The organism is bacterium, from assembly GCA_022616075.1.
Lineage (GTDB): Bacteria > Acidobacteriota > HRBIN11 > JAKEFK01 > JAKEFK01 > JAKEFK01.
Genome location: JAKEFK010000373.1, coordinates 14089 through 39797, shown reverse-complemented (window position 1 = coordinate 39797; position 25709 = coordinate 14089). Strand labels below are relative to the sequence as shown.

The window sequence follows — 25709 nt, the reverse complement described above, 5'->3', positions numbered from 1 at the left end:
TCCCGGGCCCGCAAAGGAGTACCATCATGAAACCGCACATTTGCGCGCAGCTTAAACAACCACGTTCTGTCATCAGGATTGGACCATTCCACGGCCAGAGCCGGCGTGATCCTCAAGTTTGAATCTCTTACCACGAGAGGTTCATACAGGTTGCAGTAGATGGAATTGGATATCACGGTGTTTTCGCGGATCGGATCAAGATAGGAAATGCTGCTCCGGAAGGCAACTTCCAGCGGAGCCCTTTCCGAGACACCGCAGCCGGCCAGGAAGATCATTCCCGTAGATAGGAGTAGCCAGAGTTTGAGGGGCTTCATCCGGATTAATCTTGCACTTGTCCGGAGAAAATATCAAACACCAGCTGTGTAATGTCCCAAAGCTGGTTGCGCAACTTCTCCCCTTATGAAGGGGAGATGAATGAGGGGATTGTCTTTTTCGAAGTTCTTCCAACCTCCCCTTGTTAGCTGAGTGGCACACAATAACGGTTATCACTAGAATTTGAAAGGAGGTTTTTCTATGGCAAACGTAAAAGCAATACCTGAAGGTTTTCATACGATCACCCCGCATCTTGTGATTCGCGATGCGGAAAAAGCAATTGAATTTTATGGCAAAGCTTTTGGAGCGGAGACAAAAAGCGTACACAAAACTCCGGATGGAAAGATCATGCATGCGTCGTTGAAGATTGGCAATTCCATTTTGTTTCTGGCTGATGAATTTCCATCCTGGCACGTTCTCTCTCCCCTGTCACTGAACGGAAGTCCGGTTGTGCTCCATATATATACAGATGATGTGGACGGCGTATTTCAACGCGCTGTCAATGCCGGAGCCACTGTATCCATGCCCGTTGCGGACCAATTCTGGGGTGACCGCTACGGCAAGCTGAAAGATCCATTCGGCCACGAATGGTCCATCGGCACCCATAAAGAAGATCTGTCAGAAGAGGAAGTAATCGAGCGCGGTAAGAGAGCATTCGAGCAGATGGGCCAAAAGTAGAGCCTGCGGTCTCTTCCAGGATTACTTATTTCGTGATGCTCTTGCTCAAAACACTTCCAGCTTTGTTGAAGGAGTATCCTGATTTAGCAACATCGATGATCGTTAAAGTGTATGTTCCTCGACCACTGGTTGTGCTGAATTTTGCCAATCCTTTTGAATCGGTCGTTGCGGATTGATTCAGCAGCTGCCCGCCGGGGTGCTTCCATGTTGCTTTTACCACTGCGCCGGCAACGGTCGCATTGTTCTGATCCAGAATGGTCGCAGTTCCGTTGACTGTAACAACGCCGTTCCGTTCACGCGCGGAAAGAGTAATTTTGGTTACTTGCAGAATGTTGCCAGGCGGAGGCGGCGGTGGCGGTGGATTGCTACCACCCGTACTAATAGCGTAGATGAAGCAGCGATCCGTAGTAAGTCCGCCCGTGGCTATCGCTGTAACAAGGTAAGCAGCTCCTCCATCAGCAGAGAACTTCGCGCGCATATTCACAAAATGATTGAAGCCGTACTGAGCAGTCCATGGGTTATAGATTTGCGGTTCTTCTATTGGCAATGTAATTTTCCACAGCACCTTCTGTGAAGTCGTACTCATTCCCTGGATAATTCCCGGGTAATTGAGAGTATTGCTGCCGGGTAAGAGTAGGAGAGTGTTTCCCGGATCCACATCAGGAGTTCCCGTGTAGTCCGTCAACGGCGCGTGCCACTTCTCAGAGCCGTTTGGATTCAACGCATAAACATTCAAGGAGCCGCTGGTTACGTAGTGAGTTCCGTCTGAAGCGACGTCAGGAAAACTCAGACCATAGCCGGTGGAGAATTGCCATAGCAGTTGCCCCGACGGACTGAAAGCGCCGCCGTTTACGTGGATCGACTTGTCCAGTGGGCTGACAACAGGTTGCGAAGCGGCCGCGTAGAAAACGTGAGCTCCGTCAGAACAGCGGATCGCACGCGTGTGATTGTTGGCGTAGAAGTACATCTGGCATGTCCCACCATTCATTCCAAACACAATTTCACTATAGTCAACAATGGGGCGATTATATTGCTCCGGCGTGGTCCAACGCAGAGTGCCCTGTGGTGTTAGGGAAAAAACACCCATACCACTTGAAGCAACACCGTAAACATTTCCGTCAGGACCAACCCCGATGCCAAGCAGAATAAAGGCGCGCGGGTTTTGAACGAAAGTCCATTTCAATTTGCCGTCCGGTTGAAATGCTTTTACGTCATTTTCCGATCCGGTATAAATTGTACCGTCTGGTCCTACCGCAAGTCCTTTGTCTCCCGCATTCCGGGCAATCCATTTCAATGCGCCATTGGGTGCAAGAGCGTAAAGACGACCATAGACATCTATCACATATATGGTGCCGTCAGACGCGCGAGCTGGCCGAACCATTGAATAGAGTGCGTCCATTCGGAAACGCCACAACACTCGTCCATCCGCGATCCGGTCTGTGACGGTCAAAGGCAATCCGTTGCTGATTCCACCTGCAGTCTGAACCTGTACAACTGGTGAACCGGGAAGAACACCTTCTGGTACATACGCTACGATGCGATTCGAGTTCCATGTGGAGTGTGCAGCGGGCAAACCACCAATCAAGACCTGACCGTTGTCGCTGAAATTCGTACCAAGAATTTCAATAAATCCGCTTCTGGTCGCAGTTGTAGGCTTAATCTCTGTGATGAGGCCGGGACCGGTTACCGTTCCGTACAGCCAGAAAGTTAATCCTTGATTCAGTGGTGACCATGAACCGGAGTTGCTTCTTGTGTACATCGGCGCAAATCGCTTTGTTGCGCTGTTCCAGTTCCACCAATCAGCCACAATTTGAACTGAGAGAAAATGCTTGCCTGACGCTTGAAAGGGAACGGCAAGTTTTATGTCGAACCATCCCGCGCCATCCGGATCGTACAGTAGGTTCGGATCATCGAAACGAAGATAGTAAGAGGCCCGCAATGTGCCAGGAGTATTGGCGGCGGTGTATTGATAAAAACGCACCCAAACTCCCTGAAAATGCTGATAGGGAAAGTTGAACATGTATCCGGTGACATAGACGCGGTCGATGGAACCGATCACATTGAAATCATCCGCCGCCTCATTATTTCCGTTTGCGGAAACGAAGGCGTAATAGGAGCTCATCCAATCGTCAGATTGCGAGTCAAGTAGAGCGCCTGCCGCGTTTCCGTTAAGGAGAGTTCCGATGAATGCAAATACACAAATGATCAGCCATGCTTTCGTTTTCATGACTCTGTACCTCCGTCAACTCGACTTATTCGAATCGAACTGGGTTCGTGCAAGTCGTGTACCAGAGGGCTCTCTCTAAAGCGGGTTGAACCCGCAGTCATTTTGTCAAGAAGCCAGAATTTTTGTCAGGTGTGTCAGACCCATCCCACTTTGATGCGTGTGTCTGCAATCATGCAACCTTGACCGGGAGGCAGGGCGAAGACCGGATTCAAATCCAGTTCTGTAATTTCGGGGACGTCATCAACAAGCCGTGAAATTCGCAATAACAGATTCTCAATGGCTTCGAGATCCGCGGCAGGATGTCCGCGATATCCTTGAAGCAGCTTGAACCCTCGAATCTGACGAACCATTCGAGCCGCATCTTTGTCGGTTAATGGATTGACACGAAAACATACATCACCCAGAACTTCCACGTGAATACCGCCCAGTCCAAACGCAATGAGCGGACCAAAGGAGGGATCCTCTGTTGCGCCCACCATCAGTTCAATGCCGTCTGAAATCATTGGTTGAACAATCACTCCTTCCACTGCCTGCACTTTGCCGGAAACTTCGAGACGTTTGCGAATTTCGTTAAACGCTTCTCTAACTTCTTCGGCATTTTTCAGATTCAAACGAACACCACCGATTTCCGTTTTGTGAATAAGCTCATGCGATGCAAGTTTTAACGCAACCGGATAACCAACTTTCGCTGCAGCTTCAGCAGCTTGTTCGGCGGTTTTGGCAACATCTCCTTGCGGTAAAGGCAAGAACATTGTTTTCAAAACGTCTCTGCACTCCTGCGCCGTCAACCAACCAGGGCCCCTTTCTTTAAGCGCCGTCTCGCAAATCTTCCGCGCAGTTTTGGGATCAATGTCTTCAAAATCTGGAATGATTCCCGGAGGCTCTTTTCTCCATTCTGCGTATCCAGCCGCTTTCCCGAGCACCATCGCCGGAGCTTCCGGAAATCGATAAGCGGGAATCTTTTCGTTTTCCACCTGGAGCGTCCCACTTCCTTCTTTATCCGACATCAGGCAGGCAAGGACAGGTTTATTCGCGCCATTCTTTTTTCTGGTTGCTGCGATGCCTTCCGCAATCGCTGACCTCACCGGTCCGAGTTCAGTATTCATTACTGGAATGTAGATCACAATCAACGCATCGACTTCGTCCGCATTCAAGACGCATTCAATCGTCTTGCGGTAGTGCTCCGGTGGCGCAGAAGCAATCATGTCTACAGGATTGCTAACGCTTGCAGCTGCCGGCAAGAATTTTCTTAAGCTTACTTGAGTTCGTTTGGATAGTTCCGGAACCGTCAGTCCGTTTGCTTCACAGGAGTCTGTGCAAAGAATTCCGGGGCCGCCGGCGTTTGTAATAACGCCAACACGTCTTCCTTTCGGAAGCGGCTGATTCCCAAGCATTGCAGCCAGATCAAACATTTCTTCCAGACTCTGAGCGCGAATCACTCCCGTTTGGTTGAAGAGCGCTTCCACTGCAATGTCGCTTGCGGCCATAGCCGCCGTATGCGAACCGGCAGCTCGTTTTCCTGCAAGTGTTCGACCACTTTTTACAGCAATGATTGGTTTGCTACGGCTGACCCGGCGAGCCAGTCTTGCGAAGCGCCGCGGGTTGCCGAAAGATTCCAGGTACAACAAAACGACATCTGTTTTTGGATCTTCTTCCCAGTACTGCAGCAGATCATTGCCGGAGACATCCGCCTTGTTTCCTACACTGATGAAGGTAGAAAGGCCAAGATCTCGTTGTCGCGCAAAATCAAGGATCGTGATCCCAAGCGCGCCGCTTTGCGAAGACATGGCGACGGTTCCTGCCGGCGGAAAAATCGGAGAAAAGGAGGCGTTCATTTGCACATTTGGATCTGTGTTCAAAACTCCCATACAATTGGGACCCACCATGCGCATGCCGTAACCGCGCACCTTATCCAGCAGTTGTTTTTGTAATTCACTGCCGCTTCCACCCAGTTCGGCAAAACCTGCTGTAATGACAATCAGTGCGCGTACACCATTTGCCGCGCAGTCATCCACAACGCTCATCACAGCGGGAAGTGGAACCGTGATCACAGCAAGATCCACCGGTTCCGGCAAACTTTTTACGCTTGGATAAGCGTGAATTGAGCCGATCACGCGCGCCTTCGGATTCACAGGATAAACGGGCCCTTGATACCGGTTCCTGATCAATTCTTCCAGAATCCTGTAACCGATGCTGGATGGATCGCGTGATGCGCCGACCACTGCAATCGATTTCGGCTGAAAAACCGGTAGCAGGGAAGCTGTTGTAAAGATTCGATCCACCGTTTCTGATCGCTCTACGCTTGACTCTGTGGGTTGCACTGAAAATTTGAGCAGCACATAGCTACCTTCTCGTTCTTCCTGAATGGGGAATCCGGATCTGCGAAAAACTTCCAGCATTGGATGATTGGAAGCATGCGTTGTCGCGGTAAATTGTAAAAACCCATTCCGCACTGCCAGAAGAGCAAGCCGCTCCAATAGAAGTGTGCCGATTCCTTTCCCTTGAAATAGATCGTCTACTGCAAGTCCTACTTCGGCAGTTTTGTCTTTCTGTCCCCAGTAAGTTGCGACCGCAATGATCTGCAGCTCTCCACCAACAACTCTTGTGACAACCAGAGTTGTTTGAGCGGCCGGATCGGTCGGATTACACATGGATAGGATTAGTTTCGGATCAGGTTTTGCAAGAGAGAAGAAACGGAGCCAGCGCGATTCCGGAGAAAGGCGTTCAAAGAATTTTTGTGTCGCATCCTGATCTTGTGGTTGAATGAACCGGATCGTGGCTGTTGAGCCATCACGCAAAATCAATCGTCCGTGTTCCGGAGAATCCTGATAGAGAGGCGGTAAGTAATGCGCGTGTGTTTTGTTCATTCGATTTCTTGACTACACCTTGTGTATTTAAGTTTAGCAAATCAGTTGCCAGATCAATTCCCAGTGATAGCTGGAACACATATTGCACATACAGGCTTCAGGAGAACAATATGCAACAAACCACGATCCTAACAAAACCACGCAGTTTTACTTATTCAACTGATGTTGTGAAAATCGGACAGCGCGCGGGAATTCTGAGTTCCGAGGGAAAAGAAGAATTCCGCGTAGCGAGTCCGCCGGAGTTCAAAGGCGAGGCCGGTGTATGGACGCCTGAGGACCTTTTTGTCGCCGCTGTGGATTCTTGCACCATGATGACGTTTCTGGCCCTTGCGAGTCGTAACTCTTTGACAGTGCTTGACTACACTTCACATGCAATCGGAGTTCTTGAATCAGTGGAAGGAAAGTTCCGGTTCAGTAAAGTTACATTGAAACCTCGCATCGCCGTGGAATCGATTCACGACATAGAAAGAGCAAAGGAACTTTTGAAAGAGGCGCACCAGAGTTGTTTCATAGCAAATTCCATCATTTCCGAAGTGATTGTGGAACCTCTGATCCAAGCATCGTAAAGGCCGCTCCATCTGTTGAAAAGATCTTGTGCACGGCAATTTGCGCTCAACTGTGATTCGAAAAAATGGGCCGGCCGTTTCCACGATCAGAAGCGGCACGAGTTTTGCGGAGCTAAATATGGGATGAATGAAACCATGGCCACATTAACTATTATGGTTTGCGATGAATGCGGAAAGGAAGCTCGACGGCTCATCGAGATCAATCATGGTGTGTATTGCAGCCGCGAGTGCTATCTGACATTCTGCAAACGCTTGTTTGATTTGCGTTGGATTCAAGCGCTGAGATCGTCGCAAACACCCGAGGCCATCCGCAAAAGCAAAACTCGGATTTCGAAAGTTGCTTAAGGTTACGCATCAGCAATTCCCATATGCCACAGAGTCAAAGAAACGACAGAAAGTCGGTCCCACGATTCGTAACAGAGATCTGGTGGAATCTCCTGTCCGACGATACTCTTCGACTATGTCGGCGTGTTTTGTTTGGCATGCTCTTTGCTCACTCTTGATATGGCGGTAAACACTGAATCCGTTGCGAGAAGATGAGAGAGCCGCTGAAAGGTTGACCCGTAAGCGATACTTTATCTCTTCGCAACACCCGCTCTGGCGAGAAATGGTGTTTGCCGCCATTTCTTTTCGAGCCTTAAGAAAAGGAGGTGAATTATGAAAGTCTCCCAAATTATGAAACAAGCGGTAGAAACCTGCGTCCCTGACGATAATCTTTCCATGGCTGCAAAAAAGATGTGGGATTTCGATATTGGATGGCTTCCCGTCGTTGATCTGAATAAACAGGTGATTGGAATCATTACGGATCGCGACATCTGCATGGCTGGTTACACCCAGGGCCGCGCACTTTTTGAAATTCCAGTTTCCGTTGCTATGTCAAAATCAGTCTTTTCCTGTGCGTCGAACGACACGATCGCCGCAGCGGAAGAAGAGATGCGGCTTCATCAAGTCCGCAGATTGCCGGTCATTGCTTCTGATGGTAAGGTCGAAGGAGTTCTATCGATCAACGACTTGGCCAGAGAAGTGGAACGGGAACTGACCGGAACAAAGCAGGAGATCACGACAAAAGAGCTGACCGACACACTGGCTACGATCTGCGAACCGCGGGCAAGCCAACTTCAGGCGCGGTTGCAGTAGAAAAACGAATCGACCAGATAGTGGCAGAGCAATTCCATTTGGAATTTTCGTTGTGCGCAAATATTTTCAGTCATGGTTGCATCCGCGTGGAAAGGGCCGTGGATCTCGCGAACTGGATTTTAGAAGAGGAAGGGTGGTCGGATGAAAAATTAGCGGTCAGAATTAAAAGCAATAAGACACAAATGACCCGCTTAAAAAAACCACTTCCGATTTACATTGTTTGCTTCACTACCTGGGTCGAAGCAGATGGTTCTTTGCAATTCCGCAATGATGTTTATGGAAAAGACAGTGAATTGATACGTAGCCTAGAATAGAGGCACACTGTTTGCGTTAGGAGATCAGCATGGATCAAGGCAACAAAGCGGTAATTGAAGAGTATCTCTCTTCTATTCTACACACACAACGATCCGGTAGCTACGTTAGAAATTTTGCAGCAAGTGGAAATGGCTTGTTTGAAATGGCGCTGGAAACTGAAACGTATGACTCACAGGCTCAGCCAGGTGCATGGCGACTTTCATGCCTGGAATATTCTTTTTCGAAAGGGCGTGGATTTTACGGTATTAGATCGTTCCAGAGGCGAATGGGGGGAACCGGCCGATGATGTAACTTCAATGACAATCAATTATGTTTTTCATTCCTTACAGAAGTACGGCGCTTTGTATTCCACTTTCGAAAAAATGTTTTTGAAATTCTGGGAAACTTATTTAAATGCAACGAAAGACATCGAAATTCTCAAAACGGTCCAGCCTTTTTACGCGTGGCGTTCACTGGTCTTATTAAATCCGGTCTGGTACCCGCGTCTCGCGATTCCCATTCGCGAACAGCTTTTGGGGTTCGTAAAAAATGTGCTCGCGGTTGAAACATTCGCACCCGAACGGATCAACGAACTCCTGTAACGACGACACCTTAGATCAGGTGAAGATTCTGAAATCGTGACCGTTCAAATTTTCAGATCACATCCATAATCCGCATCTCGTTATCTTCATGTTCCAGAATATGGCAATGCCAGACATAGCGTTCTCTAAAACCGTCAAAGCGAGTGATGACGGTCCAACACTTGAAAATGAACAAGGTGAAGGTGGATCGGATGCGCATCCGCCATAGTGTTGGTTTTGCTTGTGACATAATGTACAAAAGTTCATCAGTAGAAAATGGATTGCTTCCAGGCTTAGAATGTAGGAAAAATGAATCCTGGATTTGTGATCTGGCTCACCGGGCTACCCGGATCCGGAAAGACTACCATCGCAAGGCTTCTTCTGGAGAAACTAAAGGAAAGGAGAATCATAACGGCACATCTGGAATCAGACCAGCTCCGCAAGATTTTAACCCCTGAACCGGATTACTCGCGAAGCGAAAGAGATTGGTTTTATTCGGTTGTTGTATATATGGGAAAAGTCTTATCGGATCATGGTGTGAATGTACTACTGGATGCTACCGCAAATCTGCGGAAATATCGCGATGCAATGCGCACTGCTGTTCCCCGTTTTATGGAGATATATGTTCGCTGTCCGCTGGACGTTTGCGTGGCGCGTGACCCAAAAGGTATTTTTGCTGCAGCGCAAAAGGGAAAAGCGGCCACCGTACCGGGAATGCAAGAACCTTATGAAGAGCCGGAACATGCGGATCTGATCTTGGATTCTGATCGTATCTCTGCTGAACAAGCCGCCCAAAAAATCATAGAAGCAATCCACTTTATTTAACCAGGGCCACTTCTCGAATATTCGCCGATTCATCTGCATAGGATTCAGGCCGACAATCTGTCGTACGTGAAAGTGTTCTTGCAACTCTGTGTGCTTTTGGATCCTGTTTGAATACAAACGTTTATGAGCAGGATAGCGGCCGCCTCAATTTGGCGCAGGATTTGCTCATTGATAAACCGGAGGTTGAATTATGGAAAAGATGCTTGCAACAGTATTTCGCGGAGTGAATGATCTTCGCGTGGAAGAAGTTCCGCGACCGCATCCCGGTTTTGGGGAAGCGGTGATTCGGGTGAGTTTAACAACCATTTGCGGAACCGACGTTCACATCATGCGTGGTGAATATCGGGTTCAGCCTGGGCTTATTATTGGTCACGAAGTTGTAGGAATTGTAGATGAACTTGGTCCGGGCGTCACGGGATACGAAGTAGGAGATCGTGTTCTTGTAGGCGCAATCACACCGTGTGGACAATGCCGAGCTTGTTTGTCAGGTCACCTTTCGCAATGTGGTCATGGCGGCGGTTACGAAGCGCTTGGTGGTTGGCGTTTTGGAAATACGATCAATGGAGCGCAAGCGGAATACCTCCTTGTCCCTTATGCGCAGGCCAACCTTGCAAAAGTACCTGACAACGTCACAAATGAACAAGCCGTCTTACTCGCAGATATCGCGTCAACGGGCTTCAGTGGCGCAGAGTCGGCAAAAATCAAGATTGGTGACTCCGTTGTAGTTTTTGCGCAAGGTCCCATCGGACTTTGCTCAACAGTCGGCGCCAAATTAATGGGAGCTTCTTTGATCATCGCAGTGGATGGCGATGAGAATCGGTTGGCTATTTCTAAGAAAGTTGGAGCGGATGTCGTTCTTGATTATCGGCACACGGACGTTGTTCCCGATGTGAAACGACTTACCGAAGGCGGAGCAGATGTTGCGATCGAGGCACTGGGTACACAGCAGACGTTCGAAAGCTCTTTGCGATGTTTGCGTCCAGGCGGAATACTTTCAAGCCTGGGTGTTTACTCAGGGAAATTGGAATTGCCTTATCAGGCTTTCGGCGCAGGTATTGGAGACTATCGAATCGTCACGACTTTGTGTCCAGGTGGCAAAGAAAGGATGCGGCGTTTGTTAAGCATCGTTCAGGCAAAACGTTTCGATCCATCGCTTTTGTTGACCCACAATTTCCCGTTAAGCCGGATCAATGATGCGTACAAATTGTTCAGCGAAAGATTGGATGGGGTCCTGAAGGTGGCAATCCGGCCATGAAGACAGTGCTCGCCAGATGGAGCATTTTGATTTTCGGTTGCGCGGTGATCGGCTTGATCGGTTACGCAGACCTGATCACCGCGCAGAAGGTTTCTCTTTACGTTTTCTACGCCGTGCCGATCTTTTTCGGTGCGTGGCTGGCCGGTCCAACTGTGGGGATTGTTTTCTGCTGCGCTTCTGTATTCGCATGGATGATCGTGGATCTTCGCTTGACGCAATGGGAGCCCTTTATTGTCTTGTGGAATGCCGCATTGAGACTCTCCTTTTTCATAGGCATCTCCATTGTCATTTCTTTATTGAAGTCCAATCTGGAACGGGAAAAAGCGTCGGCCAGGATTGATTTTTTAACAGAGCTTCCGAACCGGCGAGTCTTCTTAGCTGCTGCGAATCAAGAGCGAGAAAGAGCCATTCGGCACAAACATCCGCTTACCATTGCCTACGTTGATCTGGATGATTTTAAAGAAATGAACGATCGCTCAGGCCACGATATTGGAGATATCCTTTTGAAAGAAGTCGGCTCAGTGCTCAAACAGAATATACGAAGCTCCGATTCGGTTGCGCGTATTGGAGGAGATGAGTTTGTAGTTTTATTACCGGAGACTAATTTCGAATCGGGACAGGTTGCGATTCACAAACTGCAGGAGAGCTGGAAGAAGCAAATGCGGGATAAACATTGGAATATTTCGCTGAGCATTGGCGCCGTGACCTATGTAGAGCATTTTCCTGAGGTCAAGGAGATGTTGACGGAGGCTGACCGTCTGATGTATGCGGCAAAAGCTTCGGGCAAAAATAGAATCCGGCACAAGATGGCCGATTTGTCAACAAACTCGACAATCTGTCACTCCGGCTTAAGGGGATGAAGGTGCACAGCCTGCCAGAGCTCTGGTACGCCATTTGCTCAATCAACAAAACGGAGGAAAGATGTCTTCCATGAGGGTCTTCAAGAAAATTCTTTGCCCGGTGGATTTTTCAGACTATTCGTCGTTGGCCTTGCGTTACGCTGTTGTGCTTGCTCACGAAAATGATGCGCCGCTGGTTATTTGTCATTCCATTCCTGACCTTTCACAGACGATCAGCTATCTGCAAGGAGATTATGTAGAGACCGTTCACGAAGCTCTGATTTTTAATGCGAAAGAAAAGCTGGACAGTTTCATTGGAAGCATGGATTCGGTCCAAGCCATAAAAATCATTGAACAGGGAAATCCCACGGACGTGATTTTACAAAACAGCCAGGAGAACGGCTTGCGATTTGATTGTGATGGGAACGCATGGCCTTTCCGGTCATGAAAAATTTTTTACCGGATCTGTGACGAACAAAGTTTTGCACAAGGCCGCGCTGCCGGTTCTTACAGTATGCCGGCCGACGCATCATTTCATCCGGGAGGATGACGTGCGCCACGTCGAAATCAAAAAGATACTCTGCGCGTTGGATTACGATTTGAACAGCCGCCAGGTCGCTAAACTCGCTCTTCAGATTGGGCGGATGTATCAGGCAGAAATAACCATTTTCCACACCGTGCCAAAAGTCCACGCAAACGAGTGGGAGGCTCAACAGCAATGGGTCAAAGACAAGCTTATGGAATTTGTGGACCCAACCGAAGAAGACTGGTGCACCGCGAAATTTCTAGTAGGATCCGGGCATCCGGCTGAAGAGATTCTGAAGATAGTGAGTAAGAATCAAATCGATCTCGTGGTGCTAGGCCATCATTCAAGAAAGGTAAAAGAAGAGTTGTTTCTAGGCAGTGTTGCAAAAAAGGTTGTCACAGACTCAATTTGCCCGGTGTTGGTTGCTAGATCGCGCCAAGACATTGTGGGTCATGAACTAACTTTAATTTGAAGGATTGTTTTACGGAGGTGATGTCATGTTCAGGAAAATACTGGTGGCTACAGACTTTTCAAAACCTTCCCGTGCTGCACTGCTCGCAGCGATCAGTCTTGCGGAGCACGGCAGCGGGAGAGTCGAAACTCTTCACGTATCCACATTGGGCGAATACCCGTTTGGCAGTTCTCCTTTCGTGGTAGCGACTTCCAGCTTGCAGGCGGATCTCCGCGGAAAACTTGAAGATTTCTTCCCACAACGCGTCTATCCGAATAGTGACCGGCATCTGATTCTGGGGGCGTCGATTTCTGACGAAATACAAAATTTCGCACGTAAAAACGGCTTCGACTTAATTGTACTGGGAAGTCACGGAAGGGGACCTGTCGGTCGATTGTTTTTGGGAAGTGTTGTCCAGAAGGTTACCCACGATTCTCAGATTCCAGTCATGGTGGTCCGAGACTTCGAACATGCGAATGAAAGATACCATGGGTTCGACAGAATTCTGATCCCAACGGATTTTTCGGATACAAGCTACAAGGCACTGACTCTCGGAGTCGAATTTGCAAACTTCTTGAAAGCTGATCTTCATTACATCCATGTGATCGATCTGCCAACTGTAACTGATTTGAACAGCGTTTATCCATTTCTAAATATGACAATTCCGCCAATCGCAGGAACGGATGTAAATCTGACACTGCAAAAAGATCTGAAGAATCATTACCTTGTTGGAAATCAAAAAGTGGCGACATTGATCGGTGATCCGGTCCGTGAAATCCTCTCCTACTCAGAAGAGCATCACATCGGCTTTATCGTAATGGGAACTCATGGCCGGAAAGGACTGGAACGCGTGTTGATGGGTAGTGTTACAGCCGGCATCGTCGCCAGGAGCAAAATTCCGGTGATCACCGTTTCCGTGTCGCAACTAGCACAGTAGGGGCGGGGCTTGTTCCCACCGCATCAGGGCGACCGCAAGCGTCGCCCTACCTTCATCTTTGATTATGGTATAAAAAGGTAGCCAGATTTTCCGATGCTCAAAAGTCTCTTCAAGTCTTCGGATTTTGTAACTATTTTGGTATCAGTAGCGATCGGCGGAGCGGTCGGGCTTGGAGCATATACTTTTCTTTATGCCAAAGGATCTTCTTATTTAACGAATAACCCTGCGGCCTGCGCAAATTGCCACATCATGAATGAGCAATACGACGGTTGGGTGAAATCAAGTCATCGATCGGTAGCCGGTTGCAATGATTGCCATACACCGCATAGCCTGATTCCGAAATATATGACGAAAGCTTCAAACGGTTTCTGGCATTCCTTTCGTTTCACAACCGGACGTTTTCACGAGCCGATTCAGATTAATGACCGGAATCGAAAGGTAACAGAAGGGGCGTGTCGCAGTTGTCACGAAGAAATCGTTCAGGCGATTGAAGGGGCAGATCAATCCATGGGAAAAATTTCTTGTATATCCTGTCACTCAACAGTGGGCCATTTGTAGGGTGAAGCGAATATGAATAAAACTGCAAGCAGGTTGCTGATCGCTGTAATTGCAGCGGCCGCAGCTGCAGGCGGCGCTGCATTGCTGGTGAATATTATGGAAAGGAAACAGGAAGCTCGAAATCCTTTCTATCGTGTAGTGGATCTGGATGATAACACGGAAGACTCAGCCCTCTGGGGCAAGAACTTTCCTTTGCAGTATGACGGTTACAAACGAACAGTCGATCAAATACGGACACGTTTTGGGGGCAGTGAAGCCATTCCTCGCACTCCTAGCCAGGCCGATCCGCGCTCTGTTGTTGCGCAATCGCGTTTAGAAGAAGACCCTCGGCTGAAAATAATTTGGGCCGGCTATGCTTTTGCAAAAGATTTTCGCGAAGAGCGCGGACATGCATACATGCTTTTGGATCAAACCTATACGGAAAGGCAGATCGTTGCAAAGCAACCGGGTACCTGTTTGCATTGCCATGCTTCCGTATACGTTCCTTACAAAAAGGCAGGAAATGGCGTTCTGTTCGCGGGCTTTGAAAAAATCAACTCTATGCCTTATTCGGAATCACGGAAGCTCGTTTCTCATCCTGTCTCTTGTATTGATTGTCATGACCCAGGTTCCATGGCCTTGCGTGTTACAAGGCCTGGGTTCATGGAAGGTATCCGTGTATGGAAAGCTTCGCAGGGAATTCCGGATTATGACGTGAATCAGATGGCGACGCGTCAGGAGATGCGCAGTTATGTTTGCGGTCAGTGCCATGTTGAGTATTACTTCAAAGGGAAAGAAAAGAGACTCGTTTACCCGTGGCATAAAGGGATTAAGGTTGACGAAATTTTTTCCTATTACGAAGAAGAGAAGTTTCGTGATTGGGTCCATGCCGAAACAGGCGCTGAAACGTTGAAAGCGCAGCATCCTGAATTTGAAATGTGGAACCAGGGGATTCATTCCCGTTCAGGCGTTGCCTGTGCGGATTGCCACATGCCGTATACACGAGTGGGTGCGTTGAAAATTAGCGATCATCATGTGCGGAGTCCGGTTTTGAATATCAACCGTGCGTGCCAAACATGTCATCGCTGGTCCGAAGAAGAATTAAGAACGCGTGTAGAAATCATTCAGGAGCGTGTTTTCAAACTTCGCAATCTGGCTATGGATGCGGTGATTGAATTGATTCAGGACATCAAGACAGCCAGGAGTTTGGGAAGATCAGAGGAGCAACTGAAAGCAGCTCGCGAGTTCCAGAGGCGAGCTCAGTTTTACCTTGATTTTGTTGAAGCGGAAAATTCAACGGGCTTTCATGCGCCGGAAGAAGCGGAGCGTATCCTTGCCGAATCCATCAATTTTTCGCGAAAAGGCCAGGTCTCTCTTCGGACTCTTCAATAAGGATGGAACTGCCTCCCATCAAATTGCCGCTTTTTTATCAGGGGTTCGCGAGTCTGTGTTTCGCGCTCGCCCTATCCGGCGCGATTGTTTTTGCTGAGGATCTGACCGGATTTTATTACCATCCACGGATCCTTGCTTTGACGCATCTGGTGACACTTGGTTGGATTTCCGCAAATATAATCGGAACCCTCTTTATGGTGGCTCCGATGGGACTTCAGATACATCTGTCAGCAAAAACTCATGACGGGATAATATTTTTCCTTTACGCTACCGGTGTCCTGGGAATGTCGGCCCACTTCCTGCTTGATCGACCTGCGGGAATGGCGTGGTCTGCGGGCTGCGTGTATCTGGCGCTCGTACTCACGGGAATCAAAATTTTGCGCGCTCTGTCTCAAACAAAGGCGCCTGGTTTTGTGAAATTCCACATTATTTTTGCTTTCATGAACGTATTTGCCGGTGGAGCCTGGGGGATCCTCCTTGCGCTTCACAAAATCTATGGTTTCTTACCGACTTCCTCTTCTCCCAATGTGATTGCGCATGTGCATTTGATGGCGATTGGTTGGGCAACGATGATGGTTTTTGGAGTTGGTTACAGACTCCTACCGATGTTTCTTCCAGGCGAACCAGCTAAAGGGCGACTTCCATGGTTTAGTCTTCTGACCCTTGAAGTTGGAATTGGAGGCATTTTCATTAGCGCAATATTGGAAACAAGGACCTCAACTATATTTGCGATTTTGATTGCAGCAGGGATTTCTATGTTCTTTGGATCTGCAATCCGAACGGCAAGGAATCGCAAACCTGCTCCTCCACCTTTACCGCCACGACCTGATTTCTCAATGCTGCATGCTCCGTTTGCGTTTTTTTGCCTCGTCGTTTGTGTGGTACTGGGTCTGGTGTTGTTACACCTGCCTCCTAGTGAAAAGACGCTTCGTGTCGCTCTTGCCTATGGTGGACTGGGTTTCATAGGGTTTCTCAGTCAAATCATTACAGGCTTAAAACCGAAAATCTTATCCATATTTACCTGGTATCATGCATTCTCGCGCACCGGGTCGAGCGAGGTCCCGCGTCCTGTGGATATGCCTGTTCGTGTTTTTCAAATTACAGTCTTTGCGCTTTGGGTGGCAGGACTTCCCGCCTTCATTGCTGGAATCATCGTCCCCTCAACATTTGCCATTCGAGCCGGAGCAACATTTTTACTGGCCGCGTTGGTCCTTTCCATTCTGCACGAATTCTCAATTGTGCGGTTCATCTGGAAAAAATATCCTATCAGCGCGCAGTGAACTGCAACCCGTTTGGCAAAATCGTTTAAAACCAAAAACCGACGGCAAAGTTCACCACATCGGCGCTGTTGTCTCCGGATTGAAAATACTCCGTGGTGATGTGATTGTACTCAATCGCTGTTTGAAACTGTTTTGAAAAGCGGTAGAAGATGCTGCCCATCCAGGTTGAGTTGCATAAACGCTGAACGTTGGAAGCGCTCCCTTTTTCTTCGGGGTCATCTAAGCCGTAAGCAACATGAAACGAAAGATTCTTGCTTTGCGGCGGTGTGACTGAGATCTGTACCCATCCTCCTGTTGTGTCCAGTGATTCGATGTTCGTAGTGAACAGTTCGAAACCCTGGTTGATGCCTCCTTGAAACGAATCTAGATTCGAACCAGTAAAAACTTCACCTTGCATTGTAATTGCTTTTCCTAACGGGACGATGAAGTCGCCTGCTATGGCCGATGAATTGATTTCTTTGCTGAATGCAGGAAGTCGGTGATCCTCTTTTCCATAATGCGCTGAGATCCCGAATGCCACGGTTTTGTCATTTGCTAAGGGGCGCGAATACCCCAAACGCCCCTGCCAGAAGGGCATGGCGGAGCGTTCGCCTGCGCCTCCAACATCAATCAATGTTCCACCAGCAGGAACATCCGATCCACTGACCGGACGAACAATGCCTCCCATCAGCTGAATTTTTCCGGACCCGAGGGCGTGAGTGTGATCAACGCGGAGAAGTGGATAGCGAAGCCATAGATTTCCGGAGGATGCCAGTCCGACGATTGCAAAATGAGAAAGCGTTGTTGGGTTTAGGGGAGCCAGGATGATCCAATCCTGTCCGGCTGTGAACGAAGTATTTTCCTAATCCAGTTTTACCCAGGAAAGGCGCATGCGCGGATTCGAAAAAGAAGGCGCCTGCCCCGATGCCGGAAAACCTCCAACGAAATCGCTTTCTAAAAGTCCACTCACTTTTGCAGAGCCAACATCCGGAGCGTTGATACGAAAACCGAAGCGTGTCTGGCGCGCGGTTATCGAAAATTCCGTGTCTTCAGCGCGCGGATCACTTTTCGAGACGACCCACAAGGGAACATCGGAACCGACGACTCCGCTGGAATTCCAGTAAGCGTTTGTGAGAATCACACCATAAATATCCAGCTTCCATGGTGAATCTTTGGGCGTTAGTTCTACCGCTTCAGCAGCAAAGGGTAGTAAGAAAAGAACAGCAATCAGCAGAGTTCGCACAATTACCTCCATGCTTAGACTACAGACCGCAGCGGATTGTTTCTTCCGTCAGTTGGGGCGCTTTCTGAATTGGCAGCAGCGGCACATGGCTGACGCATCGCATTAAATAACGCATGACGTTTCGAAGGTATTTCGGTTCGCATCCCGTTAGATTTGATGCCATTCCGCGAATCATTCGCGTGAGATGTTTTCCCAGGAAATGCTTCAGCGCAACGCGTGTAATTCTATGCGCTTCCTGATTGTTCGTGGAAATAGCGTATGCTTTTTTTAAAGCAAGAAAACCGGCAAAACCCGTTTGTACCGCGATATGATCGTTTGGATCTTCTGCATGCGGTTCATAATGAAAGGCATCATAAAAATTCATCAGATCGGCAATCACCAAACCTGGATCTTCCAGGCCGATATAAGCAATTTCGCGCGGTGAAATGTGGCCGGCCGGTCCCAGCAAAGCCAGATAATCTTCTTCGGAGGCGTGACTCAATGCTTCTGTTGCCGCTTTCTGCAAATCCTTGTTGAGACTTTCGCGTGCGAGAGACCGGACTTCCCCGTGCCAGTTGGCGCCCGGTCTGGATAGCAGCAACGAGGCGAGCCTCCATTCTGCTGCATGTTGAATGGTCTTCTTAACATTACTCTTCATTGTTTTACTCCTATCGCAAACGGGATCCATGCCGTACGCATTTTCCTTGACCCGACTTCCTGCTTGGATCCTTCCCAAACCGCAAAGGCTACTTGCGATCGCTGAACGGAGCGAAGCCCATCCGGCAAAGCGCGCACGATCAAGACGTTCCAGCCGTTGGAGGATCTGACTGCTGAACCGCGTGAAGTCGTTTTTGCAACCGGAGTAAGTGTGCCGGGCCCTTCCGCAATCACGGTTGAGTGCGTGGTCCTGCCATCGCATTCTGAAGCGCACGAGCCGGAGCATAACGCTGCGCCATCGCTTCTTGTTCTGCCTGGTTTGAAGCTAAAGAAGGTGCTTGAAAGGGATAGTGATCCACAGCGCTGTTCGGATAGATTGTTTTGATATCCTCTTCTCTGCCGTTGACTGTAGCTTGCCAGATCGCCGACCAGTACGTGATTTCTACGCGGCGTCCTTCTTCTCCCATTTGTGGCGCAGGGAGATCCGCGCTGCTGGTAGATGGTAATTGAACGGCACAGGCGTCTGCAAAACTTGCAGGAACGGGTAAATCATTGACTGTCGTATCCTCCCACTGCATCAAGAACGCAACTTCGCGTCCGTTCGTAATGCTTTGCACTTTTACCTGAGTTGTTGAAGGTTTCATCAATCGTGGATCCACAATGTCCTGCAGCAGCAGTTGAGCGCTGTAACGCGGGGCATCCTGCCATGCTTGATCGTCCGCTTTTACAGGAATAGATTCGAGGAATAACGCTTGTACTTCGCCGGTCGATGCGGGTGGCTCTTTCGGTCCACGGTTGAACCAGTAAAAAGCGAATCCAGCGATTGCGATCAGAAGTAAGATGAATGCAACTCTTTTCATAACTACTCCTTAGTAACAATTTGTGCGCGGAACGTTCAACTTCGAATCAAAGCCGGGCAGGATATGCGTCGGCTCCGTCACCGGCACGCGAATAATTTCCTCATTCTTTTCGTTGTAACCGTAGACTGTTTCTCCTCTGCGTTTCCATTTCGGAACGATCAACTCGGTCGATCCAAACAACGCAAGAAGACCGGCAAGATCAGGATCATTGGGAATCTTGCGATACGTTGCGATCGCTTGATCCACGCCGGGTCCAAACATCTGGTAAAGAAACTTGCGCGGCACGTGAACCGGTGGAATGTAATAGACATTCGGTTCCAGACCAAACTGCGGAAACAAAGGGAGCGCAACTTTTTTGATGTGCACAAGATAATCAATTGGATTTTCCGGTTTTGCGTCCTCCGGTTTGGAAATCCAACCGGCAAACCGAATTTTTCCGATGCAATTAACAAAACATTGCGGTTGCAATCCAAGCTCAATCTTTGGAAAGCAAGCGATGCATTTTTCGGAAGTGCCGGTCATGCAGTTGTAGAATGTTTTCTTGTAAGGACATGCCTTAACGCATTCCTGATAGCCACGGCAGCGACCCTGGTCAATCAGAACAATCCCATCTTCCGGACGTTTGTAAATCGAGCCACGCGAACAGGAACTGAGACATGCAGGATACGTGCAGTGATTGCAGATGCGCGCAAGGTAGAAGAACCAGGAGATGTGCGGCATATTAAAATACGCTCCAGCTTCAACGCTGTTTACGCAATCATCTTCACCAACATTCGGGTTCGCATAATCGATGTCCTCCGGTCTCCAGCCGAGCACCCGTTCGCCTGCTTCCGGAGATTCAAATATCGTGCGCCCTTCGTAGCGGCTGCCATTCCATTTGTTTGAACCCATCAGTTCCAGAAGCTTGACGTCCCAGCCGAGTGGATAAAAACCATATGGCTTGGTTTCCACGTTGTTCCACAGCATGTATTCCTGGCCCTTTCCGCTGGTCCAGGTTGTTTTGCATGCAAGCGTGCAGGTCTGGCACGCGATGCATTTGTTGATGTCAAAGACCGCGCCGAATTGTTTGGCCGGCCTTTTTTCGGGATACCAGTAAGACATTTCCCGTTGAAGTTGCCAGTTGTAAACGCGTGCCATTAGTTTTTTCCTCCCGTTGGTTTTTTGTCTTCGTCATTTTCTTCGGTGAAATTTCCGTTTAAGTATTCCTTCATCGCTTTGTTTTCATACTTTGGCCGGAACCCAAGTTCTGCAGGGCGCCACAAACCTTTTGCATCCAATCCACCCGGCTCCGCTTTCGTAATTTTCACGATCGATTCACGCGGCGCTCCCGTTGGACAATGGACATCCGGCAAAAATCCTTTGCCGATTTCATGTCCAAACATTCCTTTGCGCACCAGGGAATCTGTCATCCAGGTTGGCTTCAACCAGCCGCGAGTTGCGGATTGGTGCGAGCCGGAACGAAACATCGCCTGATAATTAGTCCGCGGATTTTTTGCAAGGCCATCGGCGCGCTTCTTTTGCCCTTCCACAGATCCCGGCGTTGCTCCATACATGTTGAACCACATACGGGTTACACCTCGCGGAGTTCCCGGATAGTAACGCGCCCGGCACATCAAGCGTGAGAATTCGTAATCGGCTTTTCGTTCCTTCTTTTCCCATCCACGGAAGGGACGATCCGCCGGATCAGAATCGATCCAAACATAATCGCCATCTTCAATTCCGAGCTCCCGTGCATCATCGGGATGGATATCTACGTATCCTTCTGCGACAAAGGGTTGTCGTTTGTCATGCCGGTAAACATCGCCAAATGGTCCAAAAAGCATCGCAACAATATCGGTGTCAATCGGTGTCGTGTGCGATCCATGCCGGTATTTTGGAGTGTGAAAGATGAAACGAAATCCATCTTTAGCAAGGGGATGTTTGGTGTTCCTCACTTCAGCCCACGTCTTTACAACATTTCTTCCTTGCCTGACTTCATTCGATAAATCGTTTCGGGAAACTCCGTACGCTTCCGGTCCTGCGGGCCGGATGAAATCGTGTCGCGGCGCGACAATGACATTCGGCTCATACAACGTCGAATCGATCGGTTCACGATGCACCGGCAGGTTTTCGCCCGCTTCAATGAATTCATCTTCATCACGATAAAATTCCAGACGCCCGGTGCGCGTATACCAGGGGCGCGATTCCACTACCTGTTCATACCCAACTGTCTTCGGGTAAGTGCGGCTCATCATCAACACAGGAATTCCTTCTTTCGCTTTCGCTTCCAGTTCCGTGAATTTGTAGCCACGCGTTAACGAGGAATTATCCAGAATTCTTTGCAAGTAGACTTCTGCCTGACCCTTCTCAATGAAGTGCCACATATCGGCGAAACGCTTGTCACCCGTTTTCTCGGCCAGCTTTTTCCCGACCAGCATCAAGCACTCAATATCGCCGCGTGTTTCAAAGGTTCGCTTTAACGGTGTCCGCGGAAAAACGGTGAGGAACGGATTGGTTACGGATGCGCACATGTCGGGATATTTCAGTTCTGCCCAGCAGTCGACCGCAAAAACCACATCGGCCCATTCGCAAGATGTGGACCACCACCATTCCTGAACCGCGATCAATTCAATTTTGGGAAGTACATTGACTACGGTGTTGTAATGCCACTTCACGTTTCCCAGGATCGAATTTGCGTTGGCGAACCACATCGATTTGGTGGGGGGCCGGCATGTGGGTTTTGCCAGTCAGCATTTTCTTTCCGACTTTCAGCGGATGATCTTCATGGTTGTAATAATGTGCGGACTCCGCTTTCCAGAGTTGTTTCGGTCGCGCGTTTTTTGTGGGATCGAATTCGATATCGAATGGATTTTCATTGATGTACTGCGGCACACCATTAAAAAGTGCGACACGGTAGTTACCTGCGTACGAACCCACATTGCCGCTGATTTTTCCGACATTTCCGGTTAGCGCAGCCAGTAAAAAGATGGTTCGATCTTTATTGTCATTATTGAAGAATTGATTCGGTCCCATTCCTGTGGCGAACAAGGTCGTGCCCGGCTGTTTGGCGATCTGGCGGGCGAGAGCTTCCACAGCATTCGCTGGAGCCCAGGTAAGATCCGCTGTCGTCTTAGGATCAAAGTGGCGGACGTACTCTTGAATCACATCGAAAACCGGACGGCATTTCACCTTTGCGCCGCTTTTTAACGTCAGCTCTACATTCCCATTCAACAGAGGATCGCCAATGAGAGAGAATTTACCGACTTGATCTCGCGTGATGGGTTTGGGTTGGTTGGACTTTGCGTCCCACCAAACGAAATCGCCCCAGGCATTCCTCATTTCTTCTGTAATGAACATCTCGCGTTGAACTCCCGGCGGCGGAGCTTTTTCCCCTTGCTTCAGGATAACGGTCTGATTTTTCAATTCAGCGGGAGCAGTTCCGAAAACATCTTGCACTCGCAGCATCTTGAGATTGTCGGCGCGGACCAACAGCGGAAGATCGGTCCAGCGTTTTACATAATCTGCATCGTAGATTTTGTCTCGAAGGATCACGTGAGCCAGACCAAGAGCAAGCGCCGGCGTCGTTCCGGGGCGCACAATAATCGCGTCATCCGCTTTACTGCTGGTTGAGGAATATTCGCACGCAATCACAACAACGCGAGTGCCTTTCATGCGCGCCTCAGTGAGCCAGTGCGCATCCGGCATTTTTGTTGTGATCCAATTCATTCCCCAGACAATCAGTGTTTTTGCGTGTTCCACCGCATGAAGATCAAACTCCACCGTTTGTTGTCCGGTGACCATCGGATGACCTGGCGGGAGATCGGTGTGCCAGGAGTAGTTATCGAAACCGCGTCCGCCTACCGCTTGATCGGACGGCACACCGCGCAGCTTTGCATCCAGCAATGCCATCGAATTGGCCATGCGATACAAACCAAACACGCGAGTCATGCCGAGCAACGGCATTCCACCGCGAAACTTCAGCACCTGCGTGCCGGAGCCTTTCATCGCTTCAATCATTTCCGGTTCATAGCCTTGAGCATGCAGCAAATCCGAACCCTTCTTGCCGGTATATGTGGTGGCGATGTTGACTAGAGCTGCTGCAACAATTGCAGCGGCTTGATCGTGAGAAACGCGCAGCCAATGCGTCGCGCGCGCGATTGAAATACTCAACGGGAGGCTTCCCATCTTTCCCGCGCGGAAAACCGGCATCGACCCATGCTTTGAAACCTTTCCGCACCATGCAATGCCGCAATCTTCTGTCGCCATAAAAACGCCGCGTCAGGGCTAGACCTTTCTGGCAAACACGCGGGTCCCACCGGTGCGTTGCTTTGTTGCCGTACAGATCGGTCGCTTCTCCATATTTCATGGATGGGCCGATTCTGGTCACAACACCGGAACGCACGTAAGCGTTGAGATTGCAATTGTGCGTATCATTAGGCGCGCAAAGGAAATTGAATTTGGAATCATATTTCCACAGATCGCGATAGACGCTTTCCCAATCGCGGTTTGGATACGCGGCGAGTGGATTATCGATCGCTTTCAGCCCCCATGCGTCAGTCGCGGACAGCGCGAACGCGGAAAATCCAGCTGCGCTGACCATTTCTAAAAAATGACGTCTGCTGATCTCTTTCATTTCTTTTCCTCCCAGGTGCGGATAAAGGAAACGATCGCTTCGATCTCTTTGTCGGAAAGCGCTTGCAGCACAGTAGAGCCTTCACCAAATCCGTTCATGTTTGTGTTGCGGCGCCCCACGCGAGTCGTTTCGAACAAATAAGTGTCCGTTGCAAGACGCAACAGATTCGGGTTGTTCAGCGCGGGTCCTTCTTTTCCTTCGCCGTTTTCTCCATGGCAGAGGATGCAATTCGACCTGTACAATCTCTTGCCGGTTTGAATATCTCCGTTCGCCCAACGCACAGGTCTGGAATCTCCCTGGTATTGCACACCGCCGCTCATCCGGCGCAGATGCTGTACCACTCGCGTGATCTCTTCCGCGCGCAATCCACCTTCTTGGTCACCCCAGGCCGGCATCCTCCGCCCCGGTCTTCCTCCTTTGATTGTGCCCGTGATGAATTCATCGGAAGCAAGCCGCAAGAAATCAGGATTACCCACAGAAGGAAAAGGACTCATCCCCGCGTAACGCATTCCTTCACCGGATGGTCCGTGACAGGCGGCGCAATAGGTTCCGTAAAGTGTTGGACCGTCGGTTGAAAATTCACGCTGATCAAATCGTTCTGCTTCAATTCGATCTTTCGGCCACTGGGCCTCGGGATAATTTCCGCGCCGCAGTGAAAACATGTAAAGTGTCAAAAGGTTGATTTGTTCTTCGCTCAATCCGAGCGCGGGCATCAGTGAACCGGGCACCACTTTTGACGGATTGCGAAAATGTTCTTTGAACCAGTTTGTAAGATTGTGTGGAGGAGGAACATGTTGAAACGGAGTCAGCGCCGGATCTCTTTGTCCGACAAACGTTAAGTCAGGGCCGTCATTTCCACCAACACCGGAAACCTTGTGACACCCACGACATCCAAGCGAGTGAAACATTGCTTTGCCTTCCATCAAACCGGGCGCGCCCACGCGTGACTTCAAATACTCTTCAATCGCGCTCAGATCTTTTTCGGGAATTTGACCAAACGCAGATTGCCATGGTCCAACCGTTGCAGCATTGTGAGAGGCAAGATGTTTCGGATACCAGTCTTTATCGTGGCGGCGCGCGCCGGCCCGCGAAAGATCAGGACCCTCCTGACCACCGGCGCCGCCGGGCCTCAAAGTTCCGCCACGTCCGTCCAGTTTATGGCAAGCGAGACAGTCGTTTTGCTCAAACAACACGCGTCCGTGAGTGAATCGCGTGTAATGGGGTACGTCCAGATGAGTGTGGCAGCTACCGCAACCTGCGTATGCATACTCTTTCGGGATCAGCGGTCGCGGCCAATGGGGCACATTCCCATGCGCGGCATCCGTTGTAGTCGCGCGGCCTTGCCCTGCATGACAGGTCGTGCAGCCCAGTGTGTTGGAATCGTGCACAACGTCCGCATGACGACCGTACAAAGCATTTCCTTCGATACCTGTTTCCCCGGGCGCCATTCCTACATGACAGCTCACGCACCGATCGGTCACCTTTACATCCGGCGCAACAACTTGCCGCAATTGAATGGAAAAAGCTTTCGCCTGATCCTGTGGCAAGTTGATGCGAATGTTTCGCTGAACGCGGCGCCAGTCCTGCAAGTAATTTTCGTGGAACGCTGCCCACATCAGAATGAGCAATGTTCCAATGCTGGACCAGAGTAATAAATGCTTATTCGCTTTCATTT

Annotated in this window: 28 protein-coding genes; 14 read left to right on the top strand and 14 right to left on the bottom strand. The window is 49.4% G+C overall.

The annotated features are described in order from the left end of the window. A partial coding sequence (locus L0156_29015) for an ABC transporter substrate-binding protein (protein ID MCI0607047.1) occupies positions 1-314 on the bottom strand: 314 nt, incomplete at its 3' end. A gap of 199 nt (positions 315-513) precedes the next feature. Here L0156_29015 and L0156_29010 point away from each other — a divergent pair. Then, positions 514-990 carry a VOC family protein gene (locus tag L0156_29010; GenBank protein ID MCI0607046.1) on the top strand — a complete coding sequence of 159 codons (477 nt, stop codon included), beginning with the start codon at positions 514-516 and terminating at the stop codon, positions 988-990. A 25-nt stretch (positions 991-1015) separates the two neighbouring features. On the opposite strand, the gene L0156_29005 is transcribed toward L0156_29010, so the two are convergent. Further along, a complete protein-coding gene (locus L0156_29005) occupies positions 1016-3217 on the bottom strand; it encodes a PQQ-binding-like beta-propeller repeat protein (protein ID MCI0607045.1) in 2202 nt (733 codons plus the stop codon). A gap of 134 nt (positions 3218-3351) precedes the next feature. Then, complete coding sequence (locus tag L0156_29000) at positions 3352-6084, bottom strand: GNAT family N-acetyltransferase (GenBank protein MCI0607044.1); 2733 nt, start codon at positions 6082-6084, stop codon at positions 3352-3354. Between the two features lie 110 nt (positions 6085-6194). Between L0156_29000 and L0156_28995 the strand changes: the two genes are divergently transcribed. The 4 genes from L0156_28995 to L0156_28980 all read left to right on the top strand — a co-directional run bounded on the left by L0156_28995 (position 6195) and on the right by L0156_28980 (position 8683). Then, positions 6195-6650: an OsmC family protein gene (locus L0156_28995; GenBank protein ID MCI0607043.1), complete on the top strand. Its 456-nt coding sequence runs from the start codon at positions 6195-6197 to the stop codon at positions 6648-6650. Positions 6651-7307: 657 nt separating this feature from the next. Further along, positions 7308-7787, top strand: a complete 480-nt coding sequence (locus L0156_28990) for a CBS domain-containing protein (protein MCI0607042.1) — start codon at positions 7308-7310, stop codon at positions 7785-7787. Between the two features lie 38 nt (positions 7788-7825). After that, the gene (locus tag L0156_28985) at positions 7826-8101 is read left to right on the top strand and encodes a hypothetical protein (GenBank protein ID MCI0607041.1); all 276 of its coding nucleotides are present in this window, start codon (positions 7826-7828) and stop codon (positions 8099-8101) included. A 54-nt stretch (positions 8102-8155) separates the two neighbouring features. Next, positions 8156-8683 (top strand): aminoglycoside phosphotransferase family protein, encoded by a 528-nt coding sequence (locus L0156_28980; protein ID MCI0607040.1) that lies wholly within the window; start codon positions 8156-8158, stop codon positions 8681-8683. Between the two features lie 52 nt (positions 8684-8735). Here L0156_28980 and L0156_28975 read toward each other — a convergent pair whose 3' ends face one another. Then, entirely contained in the window at positions 8736-8912 is a 177-nt protein-coding gene (locus L0156_28975; GenBank protein MCI0607039.1) for a multicopper oxidase domain-containing protein, read from the bottom strand. A 59-nt stretch (positions 8913-8971) separates the two neighbouring features. Here L0156_28975 and cysC point away from each other — a divergent pair, with 59 nt between their 5' ends. The 9 genes from cysC (at position 8972) to L0156_28930 (ending at position 16704) form a co-directional block, all read left to right on the top strand. Then, entirely contained in the window at positions 8972-9487 is a 516-nt protein-coding gene (gene cysC / locus L0156_28970; GenBank protein MCI0607038.1) for an adenylyl-sulfate kinase, read from the top strand. Between the two features lie 199 nt (positions 9488-9686). Then, entirely contained in the window at positions 9687-10742 is a 1056-nt protein-coding gene (locus L0156_28965; protein MCI0607037.1) for an alcohol dehydrogenase catalytic domain-containing protein, read from the top strand. Beyond that, the gene (locus L0156_28960) at positions 10739-11602 is read left to right on the top strand and encodes a GGDEF domain-containing protein (GenBank protein MCI0607036.1); all 864 of its coding nucleotides are present in this window, start codon (positions 10739-10741) and stop codon (positions 11600-11602) included. The genes L0156_28965 and L0156_28960 overlap by 4 nt, the downstream gene beginning before the upstream one ends. Positions 11603-11663: 61 nt before the next feature. Continuing rightward, entirely contained in the window at positions 11664-12029 is a 366-nt protein-coding gene (locus L0156_28955) for a universal stress protein (protein MCI0607035.1), read from the top strand. Further along, positions 12001-12579, top strand: coding sequence for a universal stress protein (locus L0156_28950; protein MCI0607034.1), 579 nt, complete (start codon positions 12001-12003; stop codon positions 12577-12579). Before L0156_28955 ends, L0156_28950 begins: the two co-directional genes overlap by 29 nt. 25 nt (positions 12580-12604) lie before the next feature. Then, positions 12605-13495, top strand: coding sequence for a universal stress protein (locus L0156_28945; GenBank protein MCI0607033.1), 891 nt, complete (start codon positions 12605-12607; stop codon positions 13493-13495). Positions 13496-13588: 93 nt separating this feature from the next. Continuing rightward, entirely contained in the window at positions 13589-14053 is a 465-nt protein-coding gene (gene nrfH, locus L0156_28940) for a cytochrome c nitrite reductase small subunit (protein ID MCI0607032.1), read from the top strand. A gap of 12 nt (positions 14054-14065) precedes the next feature. Continuing rightward, complete coding sequence (locus L0156_28935; protein MCI0607031.1) at positions 14066-15424, top strand: ammonia-forming cytochrome c nitrite reductase subunit c552; 1359 nt, start codon at positions 14066-14068, stop codon at positions 15422-15424. Positions 15425-15426: 2 nt separating this feature from the next. Further along, positions 15427-16704, top strand: a complete 1278-nt coding sequence (locus tag L0156_28930; GenBank protein MCI0607030.1) for a hypothetical protein — start codon at positions 15427-15429, stop codon at positions 16702-16704. Between the two features lie 25 nt (positions 16705-16729). Here L0156_28930 and L0156_28925 read toward each other — a convergent pair whose 3' ends face one another. From L0156_28925 to L0156_28880, 10 genes are all read right to left on the bottom strand, one after another. Further along, positions 16730-17371 carry a hypothetical protein gene (locus L0156_28925; GenBank protein ID MCI0607029.1) on the bottom strand — a complete coding sequence of 214 codons (642 nt, stop codon included), beginning with the start codon at positions 17369-17371 and terminating at the stop codon, positions 16730-16732. A gap of 174 nt (positions 17372-17545) precedes the next feature. Further along, on the bottom strand, positions 17546-17926 hold the full coding sequence (locus L0156_28920) for a hypothetical protein (GenBank protein MCI0607028.1): 381 nt from the start codon (positions 17924-17926) through the stop codon (positions 17546-17548). 19 nt (positions 17927-17945) lie between these two features. Then, positions 17946-18563 (bottom strand): molecular chaperone TorD family protein, encoded by a 618-nt coding sequence (locus L0156_28915; protein MCI0607027.1) that lies wholly within the window; start codon positions 18561-18563, stop codon positions 17946-17948. Continuing rightward, on the bottom strand, positions 18560-18796 hold the full coding sequence (locus L0156_28910) for a hypothetical protein (GenBank protein MCI0607026.1): 237 nt from the start codon (positions 18794-18796) through the stop codon (positions 18560-18562). Before L0156_28910 ends, L0156_28915 begins: the two co-directional genes overlap by 4 nt. After that, complete coding sequence (locus tag L0156_28905) at positions 18793-19422, bottom strand: ethylbenzene dehydrogenase-related protein (protein MCI0607025.1); 630 nt, start codon at positions 19420-19422, stop codon at positions 18793-18795. Before L0156_28905 ends, L0156_28910 begins: the two co-directional genes overlap by 4 nt. A gap of 9 nt (positions 19423-19431) precedes the next feature. Further along, on the bottom strand, positions 19432-20559 hold the full coding sequence (locus L0156_28900; GenBank protein ID MCI0607024.1) for a dehydrogenase: 1128 nt from the start codon (positions 20557-20559) through the stop codon (positions 19432-19434). After that, positions 20559-22076 carry a hypothetical protein gene (locus L0156_28895; protein ID MCI0607023.1) on the bottom strand — a complete coding sequence of 506 codons (1518 nt, stop codon included), beginning with the start codon at positions 22074-22076 and terminating at the stop codon, positions 20559-20561. The genes L0156_28900 and L0156_28895 overlap by 1 nt, the downstream gene beginning before the upstream one ends. Continuing rightward, positions 22030-23448: a molybdopterin-dependent oxidoreductase gene (locus L0156_28890; protein ID MCI0607022.1), complete on the bottom strand. Its 1419-nt coding sequence runs from the start codon at positions 23446-23448 to the stop codon at positions 22030-22032. The genes L0156_28895 and L0156_28890 overlap by 47 nt, the downstream gene beginning before the upstream one ends. Further along, positions 23426-24034, bottom strand: a complete 609-nt coding sequence (locus tag L0156_28885) for a hypothetical protein (protein ID MCI0607021.1) — start codon at positions 24032-24034, stop codon at positions 23426-23428. Before L0156_28885 ends, L0156_28890 begins: the two co-directional genes overlap by 23 nt. Then, entirely contained in the window at positions 24031-25707 is a 1677-nt protein-coding gene (locus tag L0156_28880; GenBank protein ID MCI0607020.1) for a c-type cytochrome, read from the bottom strand. Before L0156_28880 ends, L0156_28885 begins: the two co-directional genes overlap by 4 nt. Positions 25708-25709: the final 2 nt, after the last annotated feature.

Excerpts from the sequence above, each read along its gene's own strand:
- L0156_28935 (MCI0607031.1), top strand. The coding sequence starts at position 14,066 with ATGAATAAAACTGCAAGCAGGTTGCTGATCGCTGTAATTGCAGCGGCC.
- L0156_28900 (MCI0607024.1), bottom strand. The coding sequence starts at position 20,559 with ATGGCACGCGTTTACAACTGGCAACTTCAACGGGAAATGTCTTACTGG.
- L0156_28990 (MCI0607042.1), top strand. The coding sequence starts at position 7,308 with ATGAAAGTCTCCCAAATTATGAAACAAGCGGTAGAAACCTGCGTCCCT.
- L0156_29005 (MCI0607045.1), bottom strand. The coding sequence starts at position 3,217 with ATGAAAACGAAAGCATGGCTGATCATTTGTGTATTTGCATTCATCGGA.
- cysC (MCI0607038.1), top strand. The coding sequence starts at position 8,972 with ATGAATCCTGGATTTGTGATCTGGCTCACCGGGCTACCCGGATCCGGA.
- L0156_28950 (MCI0607034.1), top strand. The coding sequence starts at position 12,001 with ATGGGAACGCATGGCCTTTCCGGTCATGAAAAATTTTTTACCGGATCT.
- L0156_28925 (MCI0607029.1), bottom strand. The coding sequence starts at position 17,371 with ATGGGAGGCATTGTTCGTCCGGTCAGTGGATCGGATGTTCCTGCTGGT.
- L0156_28945 (MCI0607033.1), top strand. The coding sequence starts at position 12,605 with ATGTTCAGGAAAATACTGGTGGCTACAGACTTTTCAAAACCTTCCCGT.
- L0156_28905 (MCI0607025.1), bottom strand. The coding sequence starts at position 19,422 with ATGAAAAGAGTTGCATTCATCTTACTTCTGATCGCAATCGCTGGATTC.
- L0156_28930 (MCI0607030.1), top strand. The coding sequence starts at position 15,427 with ATGGAACTGCCTCCCATCAAATTGCCGCTTTTTTATCAGGGGTTCGCG.
- L0156_28965 (MCI0607037.1), top strand. The coding sequence starts at position 9,687 with ATGCTTGCAACAGTATTTCGCGGAGTGAATGATCTTCGCGTGGAAGAA.
- L0156_29010 (MCI0607046.1), top strand. The coding sequence starts at position 514 with ATGGCAAACGTAAAAGCAATACCTGAAGGTTTTCATACGATCACCCCG.
- L0156_28995 (MCI0607043.1), top strand. The coding sequence starts at position 6,195 with ATGCAACAAACCACGATCCTAACAAAACCACGCAGTTTTACTTATTCA.
- L0156_28960 (MCI0607036.1), top strand. The coding sequence starts at position 10,739 with ATGAAGACAGTGCTCGCCAGATGGAGCATTTTGATTTTCGGTTGCGCG.
- L0156_28880 (MCI0607020.1), bottom strand. The coding sequence starts at position 25,707 with ATGAAAGCGAATAAGCATTTATTACTCTGGTCCAGCATTGGAACATTG.
- nrfH (MCI0607032.1), top strand. The coding sequence starts at position 13,589 with ATGCTCAAAAGTCTCTTCAAGTCTTCGGATTTTGTAACTATTTTGGTA.
- L0156_28975 (MCI0607039.1), bottom strand. The coding sequence starts at position 8,912 with ATGTCACAAGCAAAACCAACACTATGGCGGATGCGCATCCGATCCACC.
- L0156_28955 (MCI0607035.1), top strand. The coding sequence starts at position 11,664 with ATGTCTTCCATGAGGGTCTTCAAGAAAATTCTTTGCCCGGTGGATTTT.
- L0156_28885 (MCI0607021.1), bottom strand. The coding sequence starts at position 24,034 with ATGAAAGAGATCAGCAGACGTCATTTTTTAGAAATGGTCAGCGCAGCT.
- L0156_29000 (MCI0607044.1), bottom strand. The coding sequence starts at position 6,084 with ATGAACAAAACACACGCGCATTACTTACCGCCTCTCTATCAGGATTCT.
- L0156_28915 (MCI0607027.1), bottom strand. The coding sequence starts at position 18,563 with ATGAAGAGTAATGTTAAGAAGACCATTCAACATGCAGCAGAATGGAGG.